This is a genomic window from Ottowia beijingensis, assembly GCF_013423955.1.
GTDB classification, from domain to species: Bacteria; Pseudomonadota; Gammaproteobacteria; order Burkholderiales; family Burkholderiaceae_C; genus Ottowia; species Ottowia beijingensis.
In genome coordinates, this window is the sequence record NZ_JACCKX010000001.1 from 417,952 (window position 1) to 434,392 (window position 16,441).

At 70.8% G+C, this 16,441-nt stretch carries 17 protein-coding genes and 5 pseudogenes; 15 read left to right on the top strand and 7 right to left on the bottom strand.

Features of this window, described 5'->3' with window-relative positions; genetic code table 11:
* Window positions 1-13 precede the first annotated feature (13 nt).
* Window positions 14-860: pseudogene (locus tag H0I39_RS02150) on the bottom strand (GNAT family N-acetyltransferase).
* 341 nt (window positions 861-1,201) lie between these two features.
* Here H0I39_RS02150 and H0I39_RS02155 point away from each other — a divergent pair.
* The 5 genes and pseudogenes from H0I39_RS02155 (at window position 1,202) to H0I39_RS02175 (ending at window position 5,507) form a co-directional block, all read left to right on the top strand.
* Window positions 1,202-1,825 carry a TetR/AcrR family transcriptional regulator gene (locus H0I39_RS02155; protein WP_180549421.1) on the top strand — a complete coding sequence of 208 codons (624 nt, stop codon included), beginning with the start codon at window positions 1,202-1,204 and terminating at the stop codon, window positions 1,823-1,825.
* Window positions 1,822-2,969, top strand: a pseudogene (locus H0I39_RS02160) (efflux RND transporter periplasmic adaptor subunit). Before H0I39_RS02155 ends, H0I39_RS02160 begins: the two are co-directional and overlap by 4 nt.
* Window positions 2,966-4,168 carry an ABC transporter permease gene (locus H0I39_RS02165; RefSeq protein WP_180549422.1) on the top strand — a complete coding sequence of 401 codons (1,203 nt, stop codon included), beginning with the start codon at window positions 2,966-2,968 and terminating at the stop codon, window positions 4,166-4,168. The pseudogene H0I39_RS02160 and the gene H0I39_RS02165 overlap by 4 nt, the downstream one beginning before the upstream one ends.
* Window positions 4,169-4,170: 2 nt before the next feature.
* Window positions 4,171-4,878 (top strand): ABC transporter ATP-binding protein, encoded by a 708-nt coding sequence (locus tag H0I39_RS02170; protein WP_180549423.1) that lies wholly within the window; start codon window positions 4,171-4,173, stop codon window positions 4,876-4,878.
* On the top strand, window positions 4,875-5,507 hold the full coding sequence (locus H0I39_RS02175) for a DOMON-like domain-containing protein (protein WP_257645565.1): 633 nt from the start codon (window positions 4,875-4,877) through the stop codon (window positions 5,505-5,507). Before H0I39_RS02170 ends, H0I39_RS02175 begins: the two co-directional genes overlap by 4 nt.
* Here H0I39_RS02175 and H0I39_RS02180 read toward each other — a convergent pair.
* Entirely contained in the window at window positions 5,495-6,241 is a 747-nt protein-coding gene (locus H0I39_RS02180) for a class I SAM-dependent methyltransferase (RefSeq protein ID WP_257645566.1), read from the bottom strand. The two genes, H0I39_RS02175 and H0I39_RS02180, sit on opposite strands and share 13 nt — an antisense overlap.
* Before the next feature lie 213 nt (window positions 6,242-6,454).
* Between H0I39_RS02180 and H0I39_RS02185 the strand changes: the two genes are divergently transcribed.
* From H0I39_RS02185 to H0I39_RS02200, 4 genes and pseudogenes are all read left to right on the top strand, one after another.
* Window positions 6,455-7,534, top strand: a complete 1,080-nt coding sequence (locus tag H0I39_RS02185) for an exo-beta-N-acetylmuramidase NamZ family protein (RefSeq protein ID WP_257645940.1) — start codon at window positions 6,455-6,457, stop codon at window positions 7,532-7,534.
* 77 nt (window positions 7,535-7,611) lie between these two features.
* Entirely contained in the window at window positions 7,612-7,962 is a 351-nt protein-coding gene (arsC, locus tag H0I39_RS02190; RefSeq protein ID WP_180549424.1) for an arsenate reductase (glutaredoxin), read from the top strand.
* Between the two features lie 114 nt (window positions 7,963-8,076).
* Window positions 8,077-8,709 carry a chromate transporter gene (locus H0I39_RS02195; RefSeq protein ID WP_180551652.1) on the top strand — a complete coding sequence of 211 codons (633 nt, stop codon included), beginning with the start codon at window positions 8,077-8,079 and terminating at the stop codon, window positions 8,707-8,709.
* A pseudogene (locus H0I39_RS02200) lies at window positions 8,706-9,301 on the top strand (chromate transporter). Before H0I39_RS02195 ends, H0I39_RS02200 begins: the two are co-directional and overlap by 4 nt.
* A 162-nt stretch (window positions 9,302-9,463) precedes the next feature.
* Here the strand turns inward: H0I39_RS02200 and H0I39_RS24685 are convergent.
* The 4 genes and pseudogenes from H0I39_RS24685 to H0I39_RS02215 all read right to left on the bottom strand — a co-directional run bounded on the left by H0I39_RS24685 (window position 9,464) and on the right by H0I39_RS02215 (window position 12,151).
* Window positions 9,464-9,718 (bottom strand): Sir2 family NAD-dependent protein deacetylase, encoded by a 255-nt coding sequence (locus H0I39_RS24685; RefSeq protein ID WP_506329673.1) that lies wholly within the window; start codon window positions 9,716-9,718, stop codon window positions 9,464-9,466.
* The gene (locus H0I39_RS02205) at window positions 9,643-10,227 is read right to left on the bottom strand and encodes a Sir2 family NAD-dependent protein deacetylase (RefSeq protein WP_506329696.1); all 585 of its coding nucleotides are present in this window, start codon (window positions 10,225-10,227) and stop codon (window positions 9,643-9,645) included. The genes H0I39_RS24685 and H0I39_RS02205 overlap by 76 nt, the downstream gene beginning before the upstream one ends.
* 28 nt (window positions 10,228-10,255) lie before the next feature.
* Window positions 10,256-11,392: a DUF1615 family protein gene (locus H0I39_RS02210; protein ID WP_180549425.1), complete on the bottom strand. Its 1,137-nt coding sequence runs from the start codon at window positions 11,390-11,392 to the stop codon at window positions 10,256-10,258.
* A gap of 109 nt (window positions 11,393-11,501) precedes the next feature.
* A pseudogene (locus H0I39_RS02215) lies at window positions 11,502-12,151 on the bottom strand (TetR/AcrR family transcriptional regulator).
* A gap of 147 nt (window positions 12,152-12,298) precedes the next feature.
* Here H0I39_RS02215 and H0I39_RS02220 point away from each other — a divergent pair.
* The 5 genes and pseudogenes from H0I39_RS02220 to H0I39_RS02240 all read left to right on the top strand — a co-directional run bounded on the left by H0I39_RS02220 (window position 12,299) and on the right by H0I39_RS02240 (window position 14,488).
* Window positions 12,299-12,652 carry a DUF1428 domain-containing protein gene (locus tag H0I39_RS02220; protein ID WP_180549426.1) on the top strand — a complete coding sequence of 118 codons (354 nt, stop codon included), beginning with the start codon at window positions 12,299-12,301 and terminating at the stop codon, window positions 12,650-12,652.
* Between the two features lie 28 nt (window positions 12,653-12,680).
* On the top strand, window positions 12,681-13,169 hold the full coding sequence (locus H0I39_RS02225) for a VOC family protein (RefSeq protein ID WP_180549427.1): 489 nt from the start codon (window positions 12,681-12,683) through the stop codon (window positions 13,167-13,169).
* A 36-nt stretch (window positions 13,170-13,205) separates the two neighbouring features.
* Window positions 13,206-13,643 (top strand): VOC family protein, encoded by a 438-nt coding sequence (locus H0I39_RS02230; RefSeq protein ID WP_180549428.1) that lies wholly within the window; start codon window positions 13,206-13,208, stop codon window positions 13,641-13,643.
* A 13-nt stretch (window positions 13,644-13,656) separates the two neighbouring features.
* Entirely contained in the window at window positions 13,657-14,022 is a 366-nt protein-coding gene (locus H0I39_RS02235; RefSeq protein WP_180549429.1) for an SRPBCC domain-containing protein, read from the top strand.
* Between the two features lie 80 nt (window positions 14,023-14,102).
* A pseudogene (locus H0I39_RS02240) lies at window positions 14,103-14,488 on the top strand (VOC family protein).
* 221 nt (window positions 14,489-14,709) lie between these two features.
* On the opposite strand, the gene H0I39_RS02245 reads toward H0I39_RS02240, so the two are convergent.
* Window positions 14,710-14,850 (bottom strand): hypothetical protein, encoded by a 141-nt coding sequence (locus H0I39_RS02245; RefSeq protein WP_180549430.1) that lies wholly within the window; start codon window positions 14,848-14,850, stop codon window positions 14,710-14,712.
* Window positions 14,851-14,890: 40 nt separating this feature from the next.
* Here H0I39_RS02245 and H0I39_RS02250 point away from each other — a divergent pair, with 40 nt between their 5' ends.
* Window positions 14,891-16,423 (top strand): GGDEF domain-containing protein, encoded by a 1,533-nt coding sequence (locus H0I39_RS02250; RefSeq protein WP_180549431.1) that lies wholly within the window; start codon window positions 14,891-14,893, stop codon window positions 16,421-16,423.
* Window positions 16,424-16,441: the final 18 nt, after the last annotated feature.

The window sequence follows — 16,441 nt, forward strand, 5'->3', positions numbered from 1 at the left end:
GGGGGTGCTCACCTCAAGCCCCCAGGAAATGCTTGCGATAGCGCGGATGCAGGTCGGCGAAGCGCATCATCAGCGGCAGGTCGGCGCTGTTGAAGTCCGGGTCCCACGCGGGCGGGCCCAGCACCTTGGTGCCCAGGCGCAGGTAGCCCTTGATCAGCGCCGGCGCCTCGACGTCGAGCCGGTCGTTCAGGTTCTCCAGCGGCAGGGCCAGGCGCGGGCGCACCTGGAACTCGATGGGCGCGAGGTGCTTGGCGCGCACCTGGCGCCAGATGCTGGCCGCCACGTCGCCATTGAACACGCCGCCCTGCATCAGCGGGATGCTGGCGCAGCCGATCATGGTGTCGAGCTGGTTGCGCACCATGAACTCGCCCAGCGCCGTCCACAGCGCCATGATCACGCCGCCATGGCGGTGGTCGGGGTGCACGCAGCTGCGGCCCAGCTCCACCATGCGGTTGCGCAGGCCGCGCAGGCGCGTCAGGTCGAACTCGGTGTCGCTGTAGGTGCTCCCCACGCGCCTGGCCTGCACGGGCGTGAGCACGCGGTAGGTGCCGATCACTTCCTGCGTGGCTTCGTCGCGCACCAGCAGGTGCTCGCAGTAATCGTCGAACAGATCGATGTCGTGGCCGGGCACGGGCGTGTTCAGGCGCGCACCCATCTCACCGGCAAAATCTGATAGCGCAGGCGCTGCGCGGCCCTCACTTCGTCGTGGTGCCGCGCCCACGCCACGCTGATCCCGCCGCCGACGCTTTTTGCCAGCGACCCCAGAATCGCGCCGTCGCCGCCCGGATGAAGCGACCCCGGGGAAGATGCGCGGGCGAAGCCGGCGAAAACGCGATCGTGGGGGTGGGCAGTTCTTTCACGATGGAGGCTCCTTTCCTCTTTCTCGTGGGCTTCATGTTCATGGCGGTGCGTGACTTGCACATGGCAATCAAATGAAAGATTGATGACGGTACACCGCATCGGCGCCCTGCCCCCGAATCAGGCGTTTGAAGTTGCGTGCAGATGCAACCAAGCCCGCCGCCGGCAGGGGCGGGCTCGGGCAGCCGTCTGATCCCCGAATCGCGCCACGCCCCGAGGGCGACCCCGGCCAAGAAACGCATCTCGCCCAACGCATCAGAGCCCTTACCCCCGATGCGGGCAAACACGCCGCCGCGGCATCCCGTTAAGATAGTAATCAGTTACTATCTTTATCGTCCCCCGCATGGAACCCGCGCTCCCCAAACACCTCCCCGCCGACGCGCGGCGTGCCCACACGGTGGAGGCCGTGATGGCATTGGCCGCCACGCAGAACCCGAGCGAGATCACCACCGCCGCCATCGCGCAGCACATGCAGCTGACGCAGGGCGCGTTGTTCCGGCATTTCCCCAACAAGGAGGCGATCTGGCAGGCCGTCATGCAATGGGTGGCCGAGCAGTTGCTGGGCCGGCTCATTCGCGCGGCCGAAGGCAAAGAGGCCAAGGCATCGTCCGTCGCCGCGCTGCGCGCCATGTTCCTGGCCCACATCGGCTTCGTGGCCGAGCACCCCGGTGTGCCGCGCATGATGTTCGGCGAACTGCAGCGCGCCGAGACCACGCCGGCCAAGCAGCTGGTGCAGGCCTTGGTGACGCACTACGGCCAGCGCCTGCACACCCTGCTGGAAGAGGGCAAGGCGCGCGGCGAGCTGGCGCCCACGCTGGACAGCCAGGCCGCCGCCACGCTGTTCATCGGCACCGTGCAGGGCCTGGTGATGCAGGCCATGCTGGCCGGCGACATGGGGCGCATGCGCAGCGATGCGCCCCGCGTGTTCGAGATCTACCTGCGCGGCATTCGGAGCGACGCGACATGAAACTTCCCATCCGGGGCCGCACCCTCGGCCTGCTGGCCATCCTCGTGCCGCTGCTGGCACTGTTCGTCTGGGTGGTGCTGCGCGCCGGCCCGCTGGCGCCGGTGCCGGTCACGGTGGCCCAGGTGCAAAGCCGTGCCATCCAGCCGGCGCTGTTCGGCATCGGCACCGTGCAGGCGCGCTACACCTACAAGATCGGCCCCACCCTGCCGGCGCGCGTGCGCACGCTGAACGTGCACGTGGGCGATGCCGTAAAGGCTGGCCAGTTGCTGGGCGAGATGGACCCGGTGGACCTGGACAGCCGGATGCAGGCCCAGCAGGCGGTGCTGGGCCGCGCCGAGGCCAGCGTGCGCGAGGCGCAGGCGCGCCAGGCCTTCGCCCGCTCGCAGGCCGAGCGCTACCGCGTGCTGGAGCAGGCCCAGGCCGTGAGCCGCGAAAGCCTGGACACGCGCCGGCAAGAGCTGCAGATCGCCGACGCCGCGCTGACCGTGTCGCAGCAGGAGCTGGCCCGCGCCCGCGCCGACCAGCAGGCGCTGCGCGCGCAGCGCGACAACCTGCGCCTGCTGGCGCCGGTGGACGGCGTGGTGGTGCTGCGCGATGCCGACCCCGGCACCACCATCGTGGCCGGGCAGACGGTGATCGAGCTGCTCGACCCGAAGACGCTGTGGATCAACACCCGCTTCGACCAGGTGCGCGCCGCCGGGCTGGCGGCCGAACTGCCGGCGCAGATCGTGCTGCGCTCAGGTGCCGGCGAGCCGCTGGCCGGCCTGGTCAGCCGCATCGAACCCAAGGCCGACGCCGTGACCGAGGAAACGCTGGCCAAGGTCGACTTCGCGCAGATGCCCACGCCGCTGCCGCCCATCGGCGAGCTGGCCGAGGTCACCGTCACCCTGCCCGCGCGCCGGCGGCGCCCACCATCCCCAACGCCGCCGTGCACCGGCAGAACGGGCAGACCGGCGTCTGGCGCATCCAGGGTAACAACCCCGTCTTCACGCCCGTGCAGCTGGGTGCTGCCGATCTGGACGGCCACGTGCAGGTGCACGATGGCCTGAAGGAAGGCGATCAACTGGTGGTCTACAGCGAAAAACCGCTGAACCCGCGCCACCGGCTGCAGGTGGTCGAGCAGATCGCCAAGGGGGCGAAATGATCAGCCTGGCCGGCCGCGACATCCTGCACGGCTGGGGCAAGTTCGTCTTCACCGGCATCGGGCTGGGCCTGCTGATCGGCGTGACGCTGATCATGGCCGGCGTGTACCGCGGCATGATCGACGATGCCCAGGCCCTGCTGGACAACAGCGGCGCCGACCTGTGGGTGGTGCAGCAGGACACGCTGGGGCCCTACGCCGAGCCCTCCAGCCTGCCCGACGACGCCTACCGCAGCGTGCGGCTGACGCGCGGTGTTGAACAGGCCGTCAACATCACCTACCTGACGATGCAGGCGCGGCGCGGCAGCCAGGACGTGCGCACCATGGTAGTGGGCGTGGCGCCCGGCGCCAGCACCCAGCCCGGCTGGCCGCGCCATCTGGTGGCGGGCCGCCACCTCACGCACAGCCATTACGAGGCGGTGGCCGACATCGCCTCCGGCTTCGCGCTGGGCGACCGCATCCAGATCCGGCGCAAGCAGTACACCGTGGTGGGGCTGACGCGGCGCATGGTGTCCTCGGGCGGCGATCCGATGATCTTCATCCCGCTGAAGGATGCCCAGGAAGCGCAGTTCCTCAAGGACAACGACGCCATCTGGCAAAGCCGCCGCCGCACCCAGGCCAACCCCGCCTTCAACCGGCCCGGCGCCCCCGGCGTGCTGGATGCCGTGATCGCCTCGCAGAGCAGCAACACCTCGGTCAACGCCGTCTTGGTCACGCTGCAGCCGGGCCATTCGGCCGACGAGGTGGCGCAGTCCATCGAGCGCTGGAAGCGCCTGACCGCCTACACGCGCGCCGACATGCAGGAAATCCTGGTCGGCAAGCTGATCTCCACCTCGGCCCGGCAGATCGGCATGTTCCTGGCCATCCTGGCGGTGGTCAGCGCGGCCATCGTGGCCTTCATCATCTACACGCTGACCATGGACAAGATCCGCGAGATCGCCGTGCTCAAGCTCATCGGCACGCGCAACCGCACCATCGCCTGGATGATCGCGCAGCAGGCGCTGGCGCTGGGCCTGATCGGCTTCATGGTGGGCAAGATCGCCGCCACGCTGGCCGGGCCGGCGTTTCCACGCTACGTGCTGCTGCTGCCGCAGGACACCATCACCGGCTTCTTTGTCGTGATGGGCATCTGCCTGCTGGCCAGCCTGGTGTCGATCCGGCTGGCGCTGAAAGTGGATCCCGCCGAGGCGGTCGGAGGCTGAGCATGACCACGGGCATCCTCATCGAAGGCCTGCGCAAGCGCTACGGCCAGGGCGACACGGCGGTGGACGCACTCAAGCACGTCGACATGCAGGTCGCGCCGGGCGAGGTGGTGGGCCTGATCGGCCCCTCCGGCTCGGGCAAGAGCACGCTGCTCAAGTGCCTGGGCGCCATCATCGACCCCAGCGCGGGCCGCATGACGCTGGGCGACGAGGTGATCTACGACGACGGCTGGAAAGTACGCGATCTGCGCGCCCTGCGGCGCGACAAGATCGGCTTCGTGTTCCAGGCGCCGTACCTCATCCCCTTTCTCGACGTCACCGACAACGTGGCCCTGCTGCCCATGCTGGCCGGCGTGCCCAACGCAGAAGCGCGCCAGCGTGCGCTGGAGCTGCTCACGGCGCTCGACGTGCAGCACCGCGCCAAGGCCATGCCGTCGCAGCTGTCGGGCGGCGAGCAGCAGCGCGTGGCCATCGCACGCGGTCTGGTCAACCGCCCGCCCGTCATCCTGGCCGACGAGCCGACGGCACCGCTCGATTCGGAGCGCGCGCTGGCCGTGATCCGCATCCTCAACGACATGGCGCGCCAGTTCCAGACCGCCGTGATCGTGGTCACACACGACGAGAAGATCATCCCCACCTTCAAGCGCATCTACCACATCCGCGACGGCGTGACGACCGAGGAGGTGGGCGAAGGCCGGGCCATCGGTTGACGCTGCCGCACGGGCAGAATGCGGCGCGTGAGCCCCCGACGACCTCGCCCAGCCGCGCCGAACATGCCCTGGCCTGTCACCCCGCCATGCCCTGTGCGGCGGTGCGCAGCCTGCGCGCTGCCTGGCACTGGCGCACCCAGGGCGGCACCCCGCGACTGCACCTGCGCTACACGCTGCACGCCGATGTGCAGGCGCTGCGGCTGCCTGACAGACGACCGCCACGTTTTGCCGACGGCCTGTGGCGCCACACCTGCTTCGAGGCCTTCGTCGGCGCGCCCGGCGGCAGTGCGTACCACGAGTTCAACTTCGCACCCTCGGGCGAATGGGCGGCCTACGGCTTCAGCGCCGAGCGACAGCGCGATGCGGCGGCCGACCAACCCCTGGCGTCGCTCGCGCTGGCGCCCTTGGTGCTGCAAGATGGCTCGGTGCTGACGCTGGACGTGGGCCTGCCGCTGGCCGCGCTGCCCGCCGGTGCGCCCGATGCACCGTTGCCGCTGGGCCTGACGGCCGTCATCGAAGCACAGGACGGCCACCTGAGTTACTGGGCGCTGCACCACCCCGCCGCGCAGCCCGACTTCCACCATCGTGGCGGCTGGACGGCGCGCGTGCCGGCACCTCACGCTGCCTGAGTCTGCGCGCCGTCGTCCGGCTTGCGCGCCACGATGAAGGCGCGCACATCGCGGCCGCTGCCCGTGCCGTGGCGTTCGCTGGCCTGCACCTGCAGGCCGGCGCGCTGCATGGCGGCGCGCAGGCGCGGTTCGTCCAGGAACTGCAGGTACGGCGCCCGGCCCATGGCACGCAGCACGGGCATCAGCAGCCGCAGCCCGCCCACGGCGAACGGGTTCAGCTCGGCGATGCACGGCGTCTTGGAGATCAGCAGCCCGCCGGGCCGCAGCGCGCGCACGATGCCGGCCAGCGCGGTGTCCAGGTCGGCGGTCAGGTGCAGCAGGTTGAAGGCCAGCACGCGGTCGTAGCGCGCCTGCCCCAGTTCGGGTGCGTCGGCGTCGGCCAGTTCGAACACCAGTTGCGGCACCGGCTGCGCCGCCAGGCGCTCGCGCGCGATGGCCAGCATCTCGGGCGAAAAGTCGGTGGCCAGCAGGCGCCCCGTGTGCGGCGCCAGGCGCAGCGCGGTGCTGCCGGTGCCGCAGCCCAGCTCCAGCACCTCGTGCGTGGGCGCCAGCAGGCCGATGACGCGCGCCAGGCTCTTTCGTAGCCCGCCGGGTCGCTCATGGTGTGGCCGGCATAGCGGCGGGCGATCCAGTTCCAGAAGCGGGCCCGGCGCGCCTGCGCGGCGGCCTGGGTGCCCGGGGGCGAAGTCGTGTTCATGTTGTCTTTCAGACCGCTTGGGCGGCGATGCACGCATCGTAGCCCGGCGCGCACGGCCTGACGCACAATCACGCCCAAGCCCCGAGCGGACCCGCGCCGCCAGCTATCAAAACACAAGTCATGCCCATGCAATTCGGCCTCGAACGTTTTCTGCAAGACCCTGCGCTGCGCGCCCCTGAAAGGCCGCCGCGTCGCGCTGCTGGCGCACCCGGCCTCGGTCACGCGCGATCTGACGCATTCGCTCGATGCACTGGCCGCCCTGCCCGATGTGCGGCTCACCGCCGCCTTCGGCCCGCAGCACGGCCTGCGCGGCGACAAGCAGGACAACATGATGGAGTCGCCCGACTTCACCGACCCGCGCCTCGGCATCCCCGTGTTCAGCTTGTACGGCGAGGTGCGCCGCCCCACCGACGCGATGCTGGCATCGTGGGACGTGGTGCTGGTCGACCTGCAGGACCTGGGTTGCCGCATATACACCTTCATCACCACGCTGCGCTACGTGCTGGAGGCCGCGGCGGCGCACGGCAAGGCCGTATGGGTGCTCGACCGCCCCAACCCCGCCGGCCGCCCGGTGGAAGGGCTGACGCTGCGCGACGGCTGGGAGAGCTTCGTCGGCGCCGGCCCTATGCCCATGCGCCATGGCATGACGATGGGTGAGCTGGGGCACTGGTTCATCGATTTGCTCAAGCTCGATGTCGAATACCGCGTCATCACCATGCAAGGCTGGCAGCCCGACGCCGCGCCCGGCTTCGGCTGGCCGACTGAACGGACGTGGGTCAATCCCAGCCCCAACGCCCCCAACTTGAGCATGGCGCGCGCCTATGCCGGCACCGTGATGCTGGAAGGCACCACTTTGAGCGAAGGCCGCGGCACCACGCGCCCGCTGGAGCTGTTCGGTGCGCCCGACATCGACACGCGCCGCCTGCTGGCCGACATGCGTGCGCTGGCCCCCGACTGGCTGCGCGGCTGCGTGCTGCGCGAATGCTGGTTCGAGCCGACCTTTCACAAGCACGTGCACCAGCTGTGCGCCGGCGTGCAGATCCACGTGGAAGACCCGACGCATTACGACCACGCCGCCTTCCAGCCCTGGCGGCTGCAGGCGCTGGCCTTCAAGGCGATCCGCCGCCAGCAGCCCGGCTACCCGCTGTGGCGCGACTTCCCCTACGAATACGCCTTCGGCAAGCTGCCCATCGACGTGATCAACGGCAGCCCGCTGCTGCGCGAATGGGTGGACGATGCGCAGGCCACCCCGGCCGATCTGGACGCGCTGGCCCAGGCCGACGAAGCGGCTTGGCGGCAGGCACGCCAGCCGTTTCTGCTTTATGAGTGAAATCGGCCTCCAGCGCCCATCCAGAAAGTGCCAGCTATCGTTTGTGAAGTAAAACGCATCCAGAGAAGGAAACCGCCATGAGCGCCGTCACGATCTACCACAACCCCCGGTGCAGCACCTCGCGCAACGCGCTGGCGCTGCTGCGCGAGCGCGGCATCGAGCCGCAGGTTGTCGAATACCTCAAGACCCCGCCCAGCCGCGATGAGCTGCAGCGCATCGCCGCCGCCACCGGCGAGCCGCTGCGCGCCCTGCTGCGCACCAAGCAGCCCGAATACCTGGAGCAGGGTCTGGACGATCCGCAGCTGTCCGACGACCAGCTGCTCGACGCCATGCTGACCACGCCGGTGCTCATCAACCGCCCGATCGTCGTCAGTGCGAAAGGCGCGCGCCTGGGTCGGCCGCTGGAGCGCGTGCTGGAGGTGCTGTGAGCACCTGGCCGCACCCCATGACCGCGCCCTGAAAACGCCACGCCGGCCGCCACGTCAGGCCGCCCCGCCCACCGCACGCACCGCCATGCCCCTGCCCCGCCGCCCGCCGAGCCGCTGAACGCCCCGCGCTCGCGCGCCGACCTGTTCTGGTCGTTCACCTGGCTGGCGCTGCAGGGCTTTGGCGGCGTGCTGGCGGTGGTGCAGCGCGAGCTGGTCGAGAAAAAGCGCTGGCTCTCGCGCGAGCAGTTCATCGAGGACTGGGCCGTGGCGCAGATCATGCCCGGCCCCAACGTGGTCAACCTGTCGATGATGATCGGCGACCGCCACTTCGGCCTGAGCGGCGCGCTGGCGGCGCTGGCCGGCATGCTGGTGCTGCCGCTGGGCGTGGTGCTGGTGCTGGCGGCGCTGTTCGCCACCGTGGCCGACCATGAGCTGGCGCAGCGCGCGCTGCGCGGCATGGGCGCGGTGGCCGCGGGCCTGATCATCGCCACCGGCATCAAGCTGATCGCCGCGCTGCGCAGCAACGTGATGGGGCCGGCCGCCTGCGCGCTGCTGGCGCTGGCCAGCTTCGTCGCCATCGCGCTGCTGCGCTGGCCGCTGGGCGCGGTGCTGCTGGTCATCGGCGGCGCCGGCTGCGCCTGGGCCTGGCACCGGCTGGGCGCCACGCCGACGCCACCGGGGCCGCTGGCGCACGGCGCGCCCCACCCCGCCGCGCTGACCGATGCCGACTCGGGGCAGAAGCCATGACCATCACCCTCACCCCCGCCGACTGGCTGGCGCTGTTCACGCACTTCCTGTCGCTGTCGCTGCTGGCCGTGGGCGGTGCCATTGCCACGGCGCCCGACATGCACCGCTACCTGGTCGGCGCGCGCGGCTGGCTGAGCGACGGGCAGTTCAGCGCCTCCATCGCGCTGGCGCAGGCGGCGCCGGGGCCCAACGTGCTGTTCGTCGGCCTGGTGGGCTGGAACGTGGGGCTGAACGCCGGCGGCGGCCCGGCCGGCGGGCCACGCGCCTATGCGCTGGCGCTGGGGGCGTGGCCGTGGCCATGCTGGGCATGCTGATCCCTTCGGGCATCCTGACCTACACCGCCACGCGCTGGCTGTACCGGCACCGCGGGCTGCGCGCGGTGCGCGCCTTCAAGGCCGGCATGGCGCCCATCGTGGTGGCGCTGCTGATCGCCACCGGCTGGCTGCTGACCGCCGCGCACGACCAGCCCGCGCGCGACGCGCCGCTGTGGCTGCTCACGGCCGCGGCCACCTTGATCGTGTGGCGCACCCGGCTGCACCTGCTGTGGCTGATCGGCGCCGGCGCGGTGCTGGGGATGCTGGGGCTGGTCTAGCGCCGCGCTGGCGGCCCGCGCATCGGCGGGCGGGCACGGGTCAGCGCAAGCATTAAGGGGAGTATGCCTCTCCAGCGCCTGCCCATCGGGCGCTGGCGGCCTGCATGGCAGGGAGTATGTGCCTTCACTGTGCGGCGGCCACGCCGGCCGCTCACCCTTCCCTCAGAAGTCGAGCAACTGCGGCAGCACCTGCGCCGAGGTTCCGGCCAGCACCCGGTGGGCAATGTCGTCCAGCTCGCTCGGGTGCGGGTTGACGATGACCACGCGCGCACCGGCCGCCCGCGCCTGGTGCGCGAGGCCGGCGGCCGGGTACACCGCGCCGGCGGTGCCCACCACCAGCATCACGTCGCAGCGCTCGGCCGCCTGCTCGGCCGCGGCCAGCGCGTCCATCGGCAGCATCTCGCCGAACCACACCACCGCCGGGCGCAGCAGGTTGCCGCACTGCGCGCAGCGCGGCGGGTGGCCGGGCTCGGCCTGCGCCACGCCACAGCCGTCCTGCGGGCGGCGCGCCAGCGCGCAGGGTCGAGCCACTGGTCGTCGAAGATGTTGCCGTGCAGCGCCAGCACCTCGGGGCTGCCGGCCTTCTGGTGCAGGCCGTCCACGTTCTGCGTCGCCAGCGTCAGCCGGCCGGGGTGCCGCTGCTGAAACGCCGCCACGGCGTGGTGGCCGGCGTTGGGCTGCACGTGAACCATGTTGGCGCGCCGCTCGGCGTACCAGTCCCACACGCGCTGCGGGTCGCGCCGGAAGGCGGCTTCGGTGGCCAGGTCTTCGGCGCGGAAGTTGGCCCACAGGCCGGTCTGCGCGTCGCGAAACGTGGGCACGCCCGATTCGGCGCTGACGCCGGCGCCCGTCAGCATGGCGATGTGGGCTGCGTCCTGCAGCCATTGGCGCACCTCGTCCTGCGCCGGGAAGAAAGCAGCGGTCATGGCGCGCGAGCTTACCAAGCCGGCGGCGTCAGACCGGCGCACGCAGGCACTGCTGGTAGCGCGTGTCGACACGGCCGGCGAACCATTCGGTGGTCAGGCGGCGCTGGATCTTGTCGCTCTGCAGGCGGATCTGCGGCATGGCCTCGGTGATGGCGTAGCCGGTGCGCTGGCGGTGCAGCGCGGCGATCTGGCGGTAGGTGGCGGTGTCGAACAGCGCGGCGCGCTTTTCCTGCCGCAGGTCGCGCAGCACGGCCTGCGGATCGGCCGCCACGCCGTGGCGCGCCAGCGCCGCCAGCACCGCCCGGTAGGTGGCCGAAGGGGCGGCGGCGCCCTCGGCATACGACAGCAAATCGCCGTCGGGCGCCAGCCGCTGGCCCGACAGCGCCGACACCATGCGCTGGAAACCCGCGTTGCGGCTGGCGTGGTGGCCGGCGTTGTAGTCGGCGAACAGGTGCCGCCAGTCGGCGTAGTGGAACTCGTACTTCAGCAGGTGCGCGATGCCGTAGAACAGGCCGCCGGCGCGGCTGTAGAGCCGGGCGCGGATGTCGGGCTCGGGGATGTCGTGCTCGCGCGCAAAGTCGCGTGCAAACGCCACCGACACCTGCATCGAACCCAGCGTGGAGATCAGCGTGTCGACATCCTTGCCGGCCAGCCGCAGCAGCGGGCCGGTGAGGTGCGCAGCCGTGAAGGCCTGGTACCAGTGCTCCAGGTCGCGCTCGGTGCGGATGGCGCGCAGGTTGTCGTGGAAGCTGCGCCCGTTGGCCGCCTGCTGCCGCAGGCGCACGTTGATCGCCGCCCACGCGGCCGGGTTCTGCGAGATCTGCTGCAGCTTGCCGAGCGTGATGTCGGCCAGGCCGGGCACCTCGGGGTCGGCCACAAAGCCGCTTTCCTGCGCCACCACGGCGATGGCTGCGCACACGTTCTGGCGCGTGGCGCGCAGGTCCAGCCCCGCGAAGGCGACGCGCATGTCGCGCGCCCAGCCGGCGTCGATGGTGCGGTGCGGCGTGGCGTGGCGCATCAGGCGGTGCATCTGTGCCACGCTCAGCTCGGGCGGTGGCGCTGCGGGCTGCGGCCCGCAGGCCGCCAGCGCCAGGGCCAGCAGCCCCGCGCCCGCTGCACGATGCAGCGCGCGCCAGCAAACCGGGGCGGAGCGAAACGGGGTCATGCAGAGCAACAGGGCTGTTCAGAAAGGAGGCCCGCCTTCAACGTGCCAACCCGCCCTTCAGGCGACCGGCCGCCGCTTCAGCTGTGACAGGCTGCAACCTGCGGCAGCCTCACAAGCCGTTCTCGACCATTTGCAGCAAGCGCTCGCCCAGCGCACGACGCGCGGTGGCAGGGTGCCGCGCAGCGGCCCGTCGATGATGAGCAGCGCCATGCCATGCACCGCCGACCAGGCCAGGTATTCGGCCTGCGGGCGCCGCTCGGCCGGCAGCACGCCGGTGGCGACCATGGCATCCAGCGCGGCGCCCAGCAGCTCGAACGGGTTCAGGCCCAGGGCGGCGGTGCGCGCCGGGTCGGGCGGCACCTGCACCTCGTGCTGGCCGAACACGAAGGCGGTGCGGAACAGCCCGGTTTCGGCCTGCGCAAACCCCAGGTAGCCGGTGCCCACCGCGCGCAGCAGCGCACGCGCCTGCGCCGCCGGCTCGCGCACGCGCAGCGCCTTGCGCCATTCGCGCTCGATGGCCTGCGCCAGCGCGCCCAGCGCGTGCGCGCGCACGGCGTCGAACAGCGCCTGGTGGTTGGCGAAATGCCGGTATGCGGCATTGGGCGCCACGCCCGCCTGGCGCGTGGCCTCGCGCAGCACCACGGCGGCGGGCCCGCCCTCGCGCGCCAGCGCAATGCCGGCGTCGAGCAGCGCACGGCGCAGGTCGCCGTGGCGGTAGGTCTCGCGCGGCGGCGCGGCATGGGGCGGGCGTTTGCGAATGGTCACAGGCGTGTCGTCGGGCCGAGCTTAAGGTGGAATCCCTGATGGGCACAGGGTTAAATGTGAACGCTATCCATTTTAGTGCAGAATAAAAGTGAACGGCGTACACAATGGCCGCTGGGTTTTCGGCAAGACAAGGAGACAGACATGAACCCCGAGCACTACATCGACGGCTTTCTGGCCGCCGTGCCCACCGCGCAGCGCGCGGCCTACCACCAGCACGCCGCCGAGGCCGCACGTGTCTTCAGAAAGCACGGCGCGCTGGAAATCATCGAAGCCTGGGCCGACGACGTGCCCGAGGGCAAGCTGACCTCGATGCCCATGGCGGTGAAGCTGAAACAGGACGAATCCGTGGTGTTCTCGTGGATCGTGTGGCCGTCGAAGACCGTGCGCCAGCGCGCCATGCAGGCCGTGATGAACGACCCCGACATGCCGCAGAACATGCCCTTCGACGGGCAACGGCTGATCTACGGCGGCTTCACGCCGTTGCTGATCGCGTGATGCTTCATTCGCCTGAACGGAGCCCACCATGACCGCACCCGCCCGCAACACCATCTGCCTGTGGTTCGACCGCGATGCCGAAGCAGCCGCGCGCTTCTACGCCGCCACCTTCCCCGATTCCGCCGTCGGCGCCATCCACCGCGCGCCGGGCGACTACCCCGATGGCCAGCAGGGAGACGTGCTGGTGGTCGAGTTCACCGTGCTCGGCCTGCCCTGCATGGGGCTCAACGGCGGGCCCGCCTTCAGGCACAGCGAGGCCTTCTCGTTCCAGGTCGCCACCACCACGCAGGAAGAAACCGACCGCTACTGGAACGCCATCGTCGGCCACGGCGGCCAGGAAAGCGCCTGCGGCTGGTGCAAGGACCGCTGGGGCATCTCGTGGCAGATCACGCCGGTGCAGCTCACCCGCGCCACCACCCACCCCGACCGCGCCGCCGCCAAGCGCGCCTTCGACGCCATGATGACCATGAAGAAGATCGACATCGCGGCCATCGAGGCGGCGGTGGCCGGACGATGACCAATCCCCCTATCCCACCCGCAACGGAGCAAGACCATGCAATTCAACCCCTACCTCAACTTCGACGGCGACTGCGCCGAGGCCTTTGCGTTCTACAAGGACGTTTTCAACGGCACCGTGGTGCACCAGAGCACCTTCGGCGAGATGCCGCCCGACCCCGACATGCCGCCCTTGCCAGCCGAGGCAAAGCACCGCGTCATGCACGTGCACCTGCAGGTCGGCCAGCAGGCGCTGATGGGCTCCGACACCCTGCCCGGCGCGTGCAGCGGCGAACCCGGCGGCTACAGCAAGCCGCAGGGCCTGTGGGTGTCGATCGGGGTGGACAGCATGGCCGAAGGCCAGCGCGTGTTCGACGCGCTGGCGGTTGGCGGCCAGGTGACGATGCCCTTCGCCGCGACGTTCTGGTCGCCCGGCTTCGGCATGGTCACCGACCGCTTCGGCACGCCGTGGATGGTGAGCACGCCGCACGAGTGAGGACCGCAGCACCATGCCCATCATCACCATCGAAACCACCGTCCGCGCCCCTCTTGACCGCGTCTGGGCCGCCTGGAACGACCCGCACGCCATCGAGCAATGGAACGCCGCCACGCCCGAATGGCACACGCCGCGCGCCAGCGTGGATCTGCGCGAGGGCGGCCGGTTCTGCGCGCGCATGGAGGCGAAGGACGGCAGCGCCGGCTTCGACTTCGAGGGCACCTACACGCGCATCGCGCCGCAGCGCCTGATCGAGTACGTGATGAGCGACGGGCGCGCCGTGCGCGTCGAGTTCATCGACGGCGCCGATGGCGTCACGGTGCGCGAGCGCTTCGACGCCGAGGACGCGCACAGCGCCGGGCAGCAGCGCCAGGGCTAGCAGGCCATCCTGGACAACTTCGCGCGGCACGTCGAAGCGCGCGGCTGAGCGCTTTCCCTCAACCACCAAGGAGCATCCCCATGAAACCCAACCCCGTCGTCTGGTTCGAGATCTACGTGCAGGACATGGCCCGCGCGCAGGCGTTCTACGAGGCCGTGTTCCAGTGCCGGCTGGCGCCGCTGGGCGCGCCCGAAGGCGAAGCCAGCGACTACCAGATGCTGGCTTTTCCGGGTGAAATGACGACCATGGGCGCCGCCGGCACGCTGTGCAAGATGGAAGGCGCGCCCTCCGGGGTGGCGGCACCCTCGTCTACTTCGGCTGCGACGACTGTGCCGTGGAGCAGGGCCGCGTCGCGGCCGCCGGCGGCCAGGTGTTCAAGCCCAAGTTCGCCATCGGCGAATACGGCTTCGCCGCCCTGGTGACCGACACCGAGGGCAACATGATCGGCCTGCATTCGATGGCCTGAATGGCCCCGCACCCCCGCGATCGCGGGGTGTTGCCCGGGTGCCAGGCGCCCGGCCCATGTCGGCGGCCCGGTTTTTCGTGAAGCAGTTGCGTTTCGCCGGCGCTCGCACGCAGGGCAGCGGCGCAGGCTGGTGACAATGCGGCGGCTGCCCTGCCAGGGGCAGTATGTCCGCCCCTTGCCACGCCAAGCCCCGTCACCGTGCTGCCCCTGCTGCGTTCCTGTCACTGCGCCAGCTGCTCACCCTGCCCTACGTGCTGGTGGTGCTGGCGGTGACGCTGGTGATCGGCGGCCTGTCGTACAACGCCGGCCGCCACGCGGTGGACGAACTCGGGCCAGCTGCTGCGCGAGACCACGGCGCGCATCGCGGCCGCCACCAAGACGCACATCGCCGGCGCCAAGGGTGTGCTGGAGGCGGCCTTCCCCGCCGGCGTGCAGCCGCCAGCCGACTGGGACGCCGACGACATCGCCGCCCTGCGCGAGCGCTTCTGGATCGCCACCAGCATCCACCGCAACCCGCACAACTACGCCTACTACGGCGACCAGCAGGGCCGCTTCTTCGGCTTGATGCGCCATGCCGACGACTCGGCCGAACTGCGCCTGCGCCCCAGCGGCCAGGGCGTGCGCGAACTTCACGCCTTCAACGGCATCCACGGCGCGCTGGGCCCGGCGCAGCCCGAAACGCGCGTATTCGAGCCGCGCGAGCGCCCTTGGTACCAGCTCGGCCTGCAGGCCGCCAGCAACACCTGGTCGCCGATCTACATCGACTTCCGCTCGCAGGAGCTGGTGACCACCTTCGTGCGCCGCGTGTCCGTGGGCGACGCGCCGGCCACCGGCGTGGTGGCCACCGACCTGCCGCTGCAGCGCATCAGCGAATTCCTGCAGCAGCTCGAGCTGACCCCGAACGCGCTGGCCATGGTGGTCGAGCCCGACGGGCAGATCATCGGCATGTCGGCCGGCGAGCCGGTGCAGCGCGACGCCAGCGGCCAGTACACCCGCGTGCACGCCGAGCGCGCCGGCAACGCCCTGGCGGCCGACGCCTTTCGTTCCGTGCGCGCCTTCATCGGCAAGGACAGCGAGCCGCGCACCGCCGCCTTCCGCAACGAACAGGGCCAGACCATCCAGGTCGGCTACACCCACCTGCGCGACGAGGCCGGCCTGAACTGGTGGGTGGTGGTGGCCGTGCCGCGCGCCGACTTCATGGGCGACATCGAGCGCAGCGCCTGGCGCTCGCTGGTGCTGTCGCTGCTGGCGGCGCTGGCGGCCATCGGCGTGGGCTGGGTGGTGCTGCGCGTGGTGGGGCGCATGCTGGGCCAGTTCATCGAATCGGCGCAGCTGGTGGGCGAAGGCCGGCCCTCGCCGCCGCTGCCGGTGAGCCGCCAGGACGAGCTGGGCGTGCTGGCGCGCAGCCTGTCGGACATGCAGGTCAAGCTGCAGACCGACACGCTCACCGGCCTGCTCAACCGCGACACCTTCATGCGCGGGCTGAAGGACCGCTTCCAGCGCCACGCCAGCGGCAGCCATCCGCAGCCCTTTGCCGTGCTGTTCATCGACATCAACCGCTTCAAGGCCATCAACGACACGCTGGGCCACGCGGTGGGCGATGCCGTGATCCGCGAGATGGCCGAGCGCCTGCGCACCCACGTGCGCATGCAGGACCGCGTGGGCCGCTACGCCGGCGACGAGTTCGTGGTGCTGCTCGACCAGATCCGCGACCCGGCCGACGCCGAGACGGTGCGCCACAACCTGGAGCAGCTGCTGCGCCAGCCGCTGCAGAGCGTGCTCCTGCTCGACCCGGCACTGGCCGCCATGGGCGCCACCGTGGGCGCGGGCGTGTGCCCCACCGACGCCACCGAGATCGGCGACCTGCTCACCTTCGCCGATGGCGACATGTACCGGCGCAAGCCGGGCGCGGCGGCGGGCGACTCCAGCGGCTGACGGCCGCCACGCTGATGA

Coding starts and splice junctions, on each gene's coding strand:
- H0I39_RS02155 (WP_180549421.1), top strand. CDS start 1,202: ATGGAACCCGCGCTCCCCAAACACCTCCCCGCCGACGCGCGGCGTGCC.
- H0I39_RS02165 (WP_180549422.1), top strand. CDS start 2,966: ATGATCAGCCTGGCCGGCCGCGACATCCTGCACGGCTGGGGCAAGTTC.
- H0I39_RS02170 (WP_180549423.1), top strand. CDS start 4,171: ATGACCACGGGCATCCTCATCGAAGGCCTGCGCAAGCGCTACGGCCAG.
- H0I39_RS02180 (WP_257645566.1), bottom strand. CDS start 6,241: ATGCGTGCATCGCCGCCCAAGCGGTCTGAAAGACAACATGAACACGAC.
- arsC (WP_180549424.1), top strand. CDS start 7,612: ATGAGCGCCGTCACGATCTACCACAACCCCCGGTGCAGCACCTCGCGC.
- H0I39_RS02205 (WP_506329696.1), bottom strand. CDS start 10,227: ATGACCGCTGCTTTCTTCCCGGCGCAGGACGAGGTGCGCCAATGGCTG.
- H0I39_RS02210 (WP_180549425.1), bottom strand. CDS start 11,392: ATGACCCCGTTTCGCTCCGCCCCGGTTTGCTGGCGCGCGCTGCATCGT.
- H0I39_RS02220 (WP_180549426.1), top strand. CDS start 12,299: ATGAACCCCGAGCACTACATCGACGGCTTTCTGGCCGCCGTGCCCACC.
- H0I39_RS02225 (WP_180549427.1), top strand. CDS start 12,681: ATGACCGCACCCGCCCGCAACACCATCTGCCTGTGGTTCGACCGCGAT.
- H0I39_RS02230 (WP_180549428.1), top strand. CDS start 13,206: ATGCAATTCAACCCCTACCTCAACTTCGACGGCGACTGCGCCGAGGCC.
- H0I39_RS02235 (WP_180549429.1), top strand. CDS start 13,657: ATGCCCATCATCACCATCGAAACCACCGTCCGCGCCCCTCTTGACCGC.
- H0I39_RS02245 (WP_180549430.1), bottom strand. CDS start 14,850: ATGCGCGCCGTGGTCTCGCGCAGCAGCTGGCCCGAGTTCGTCCACCGC.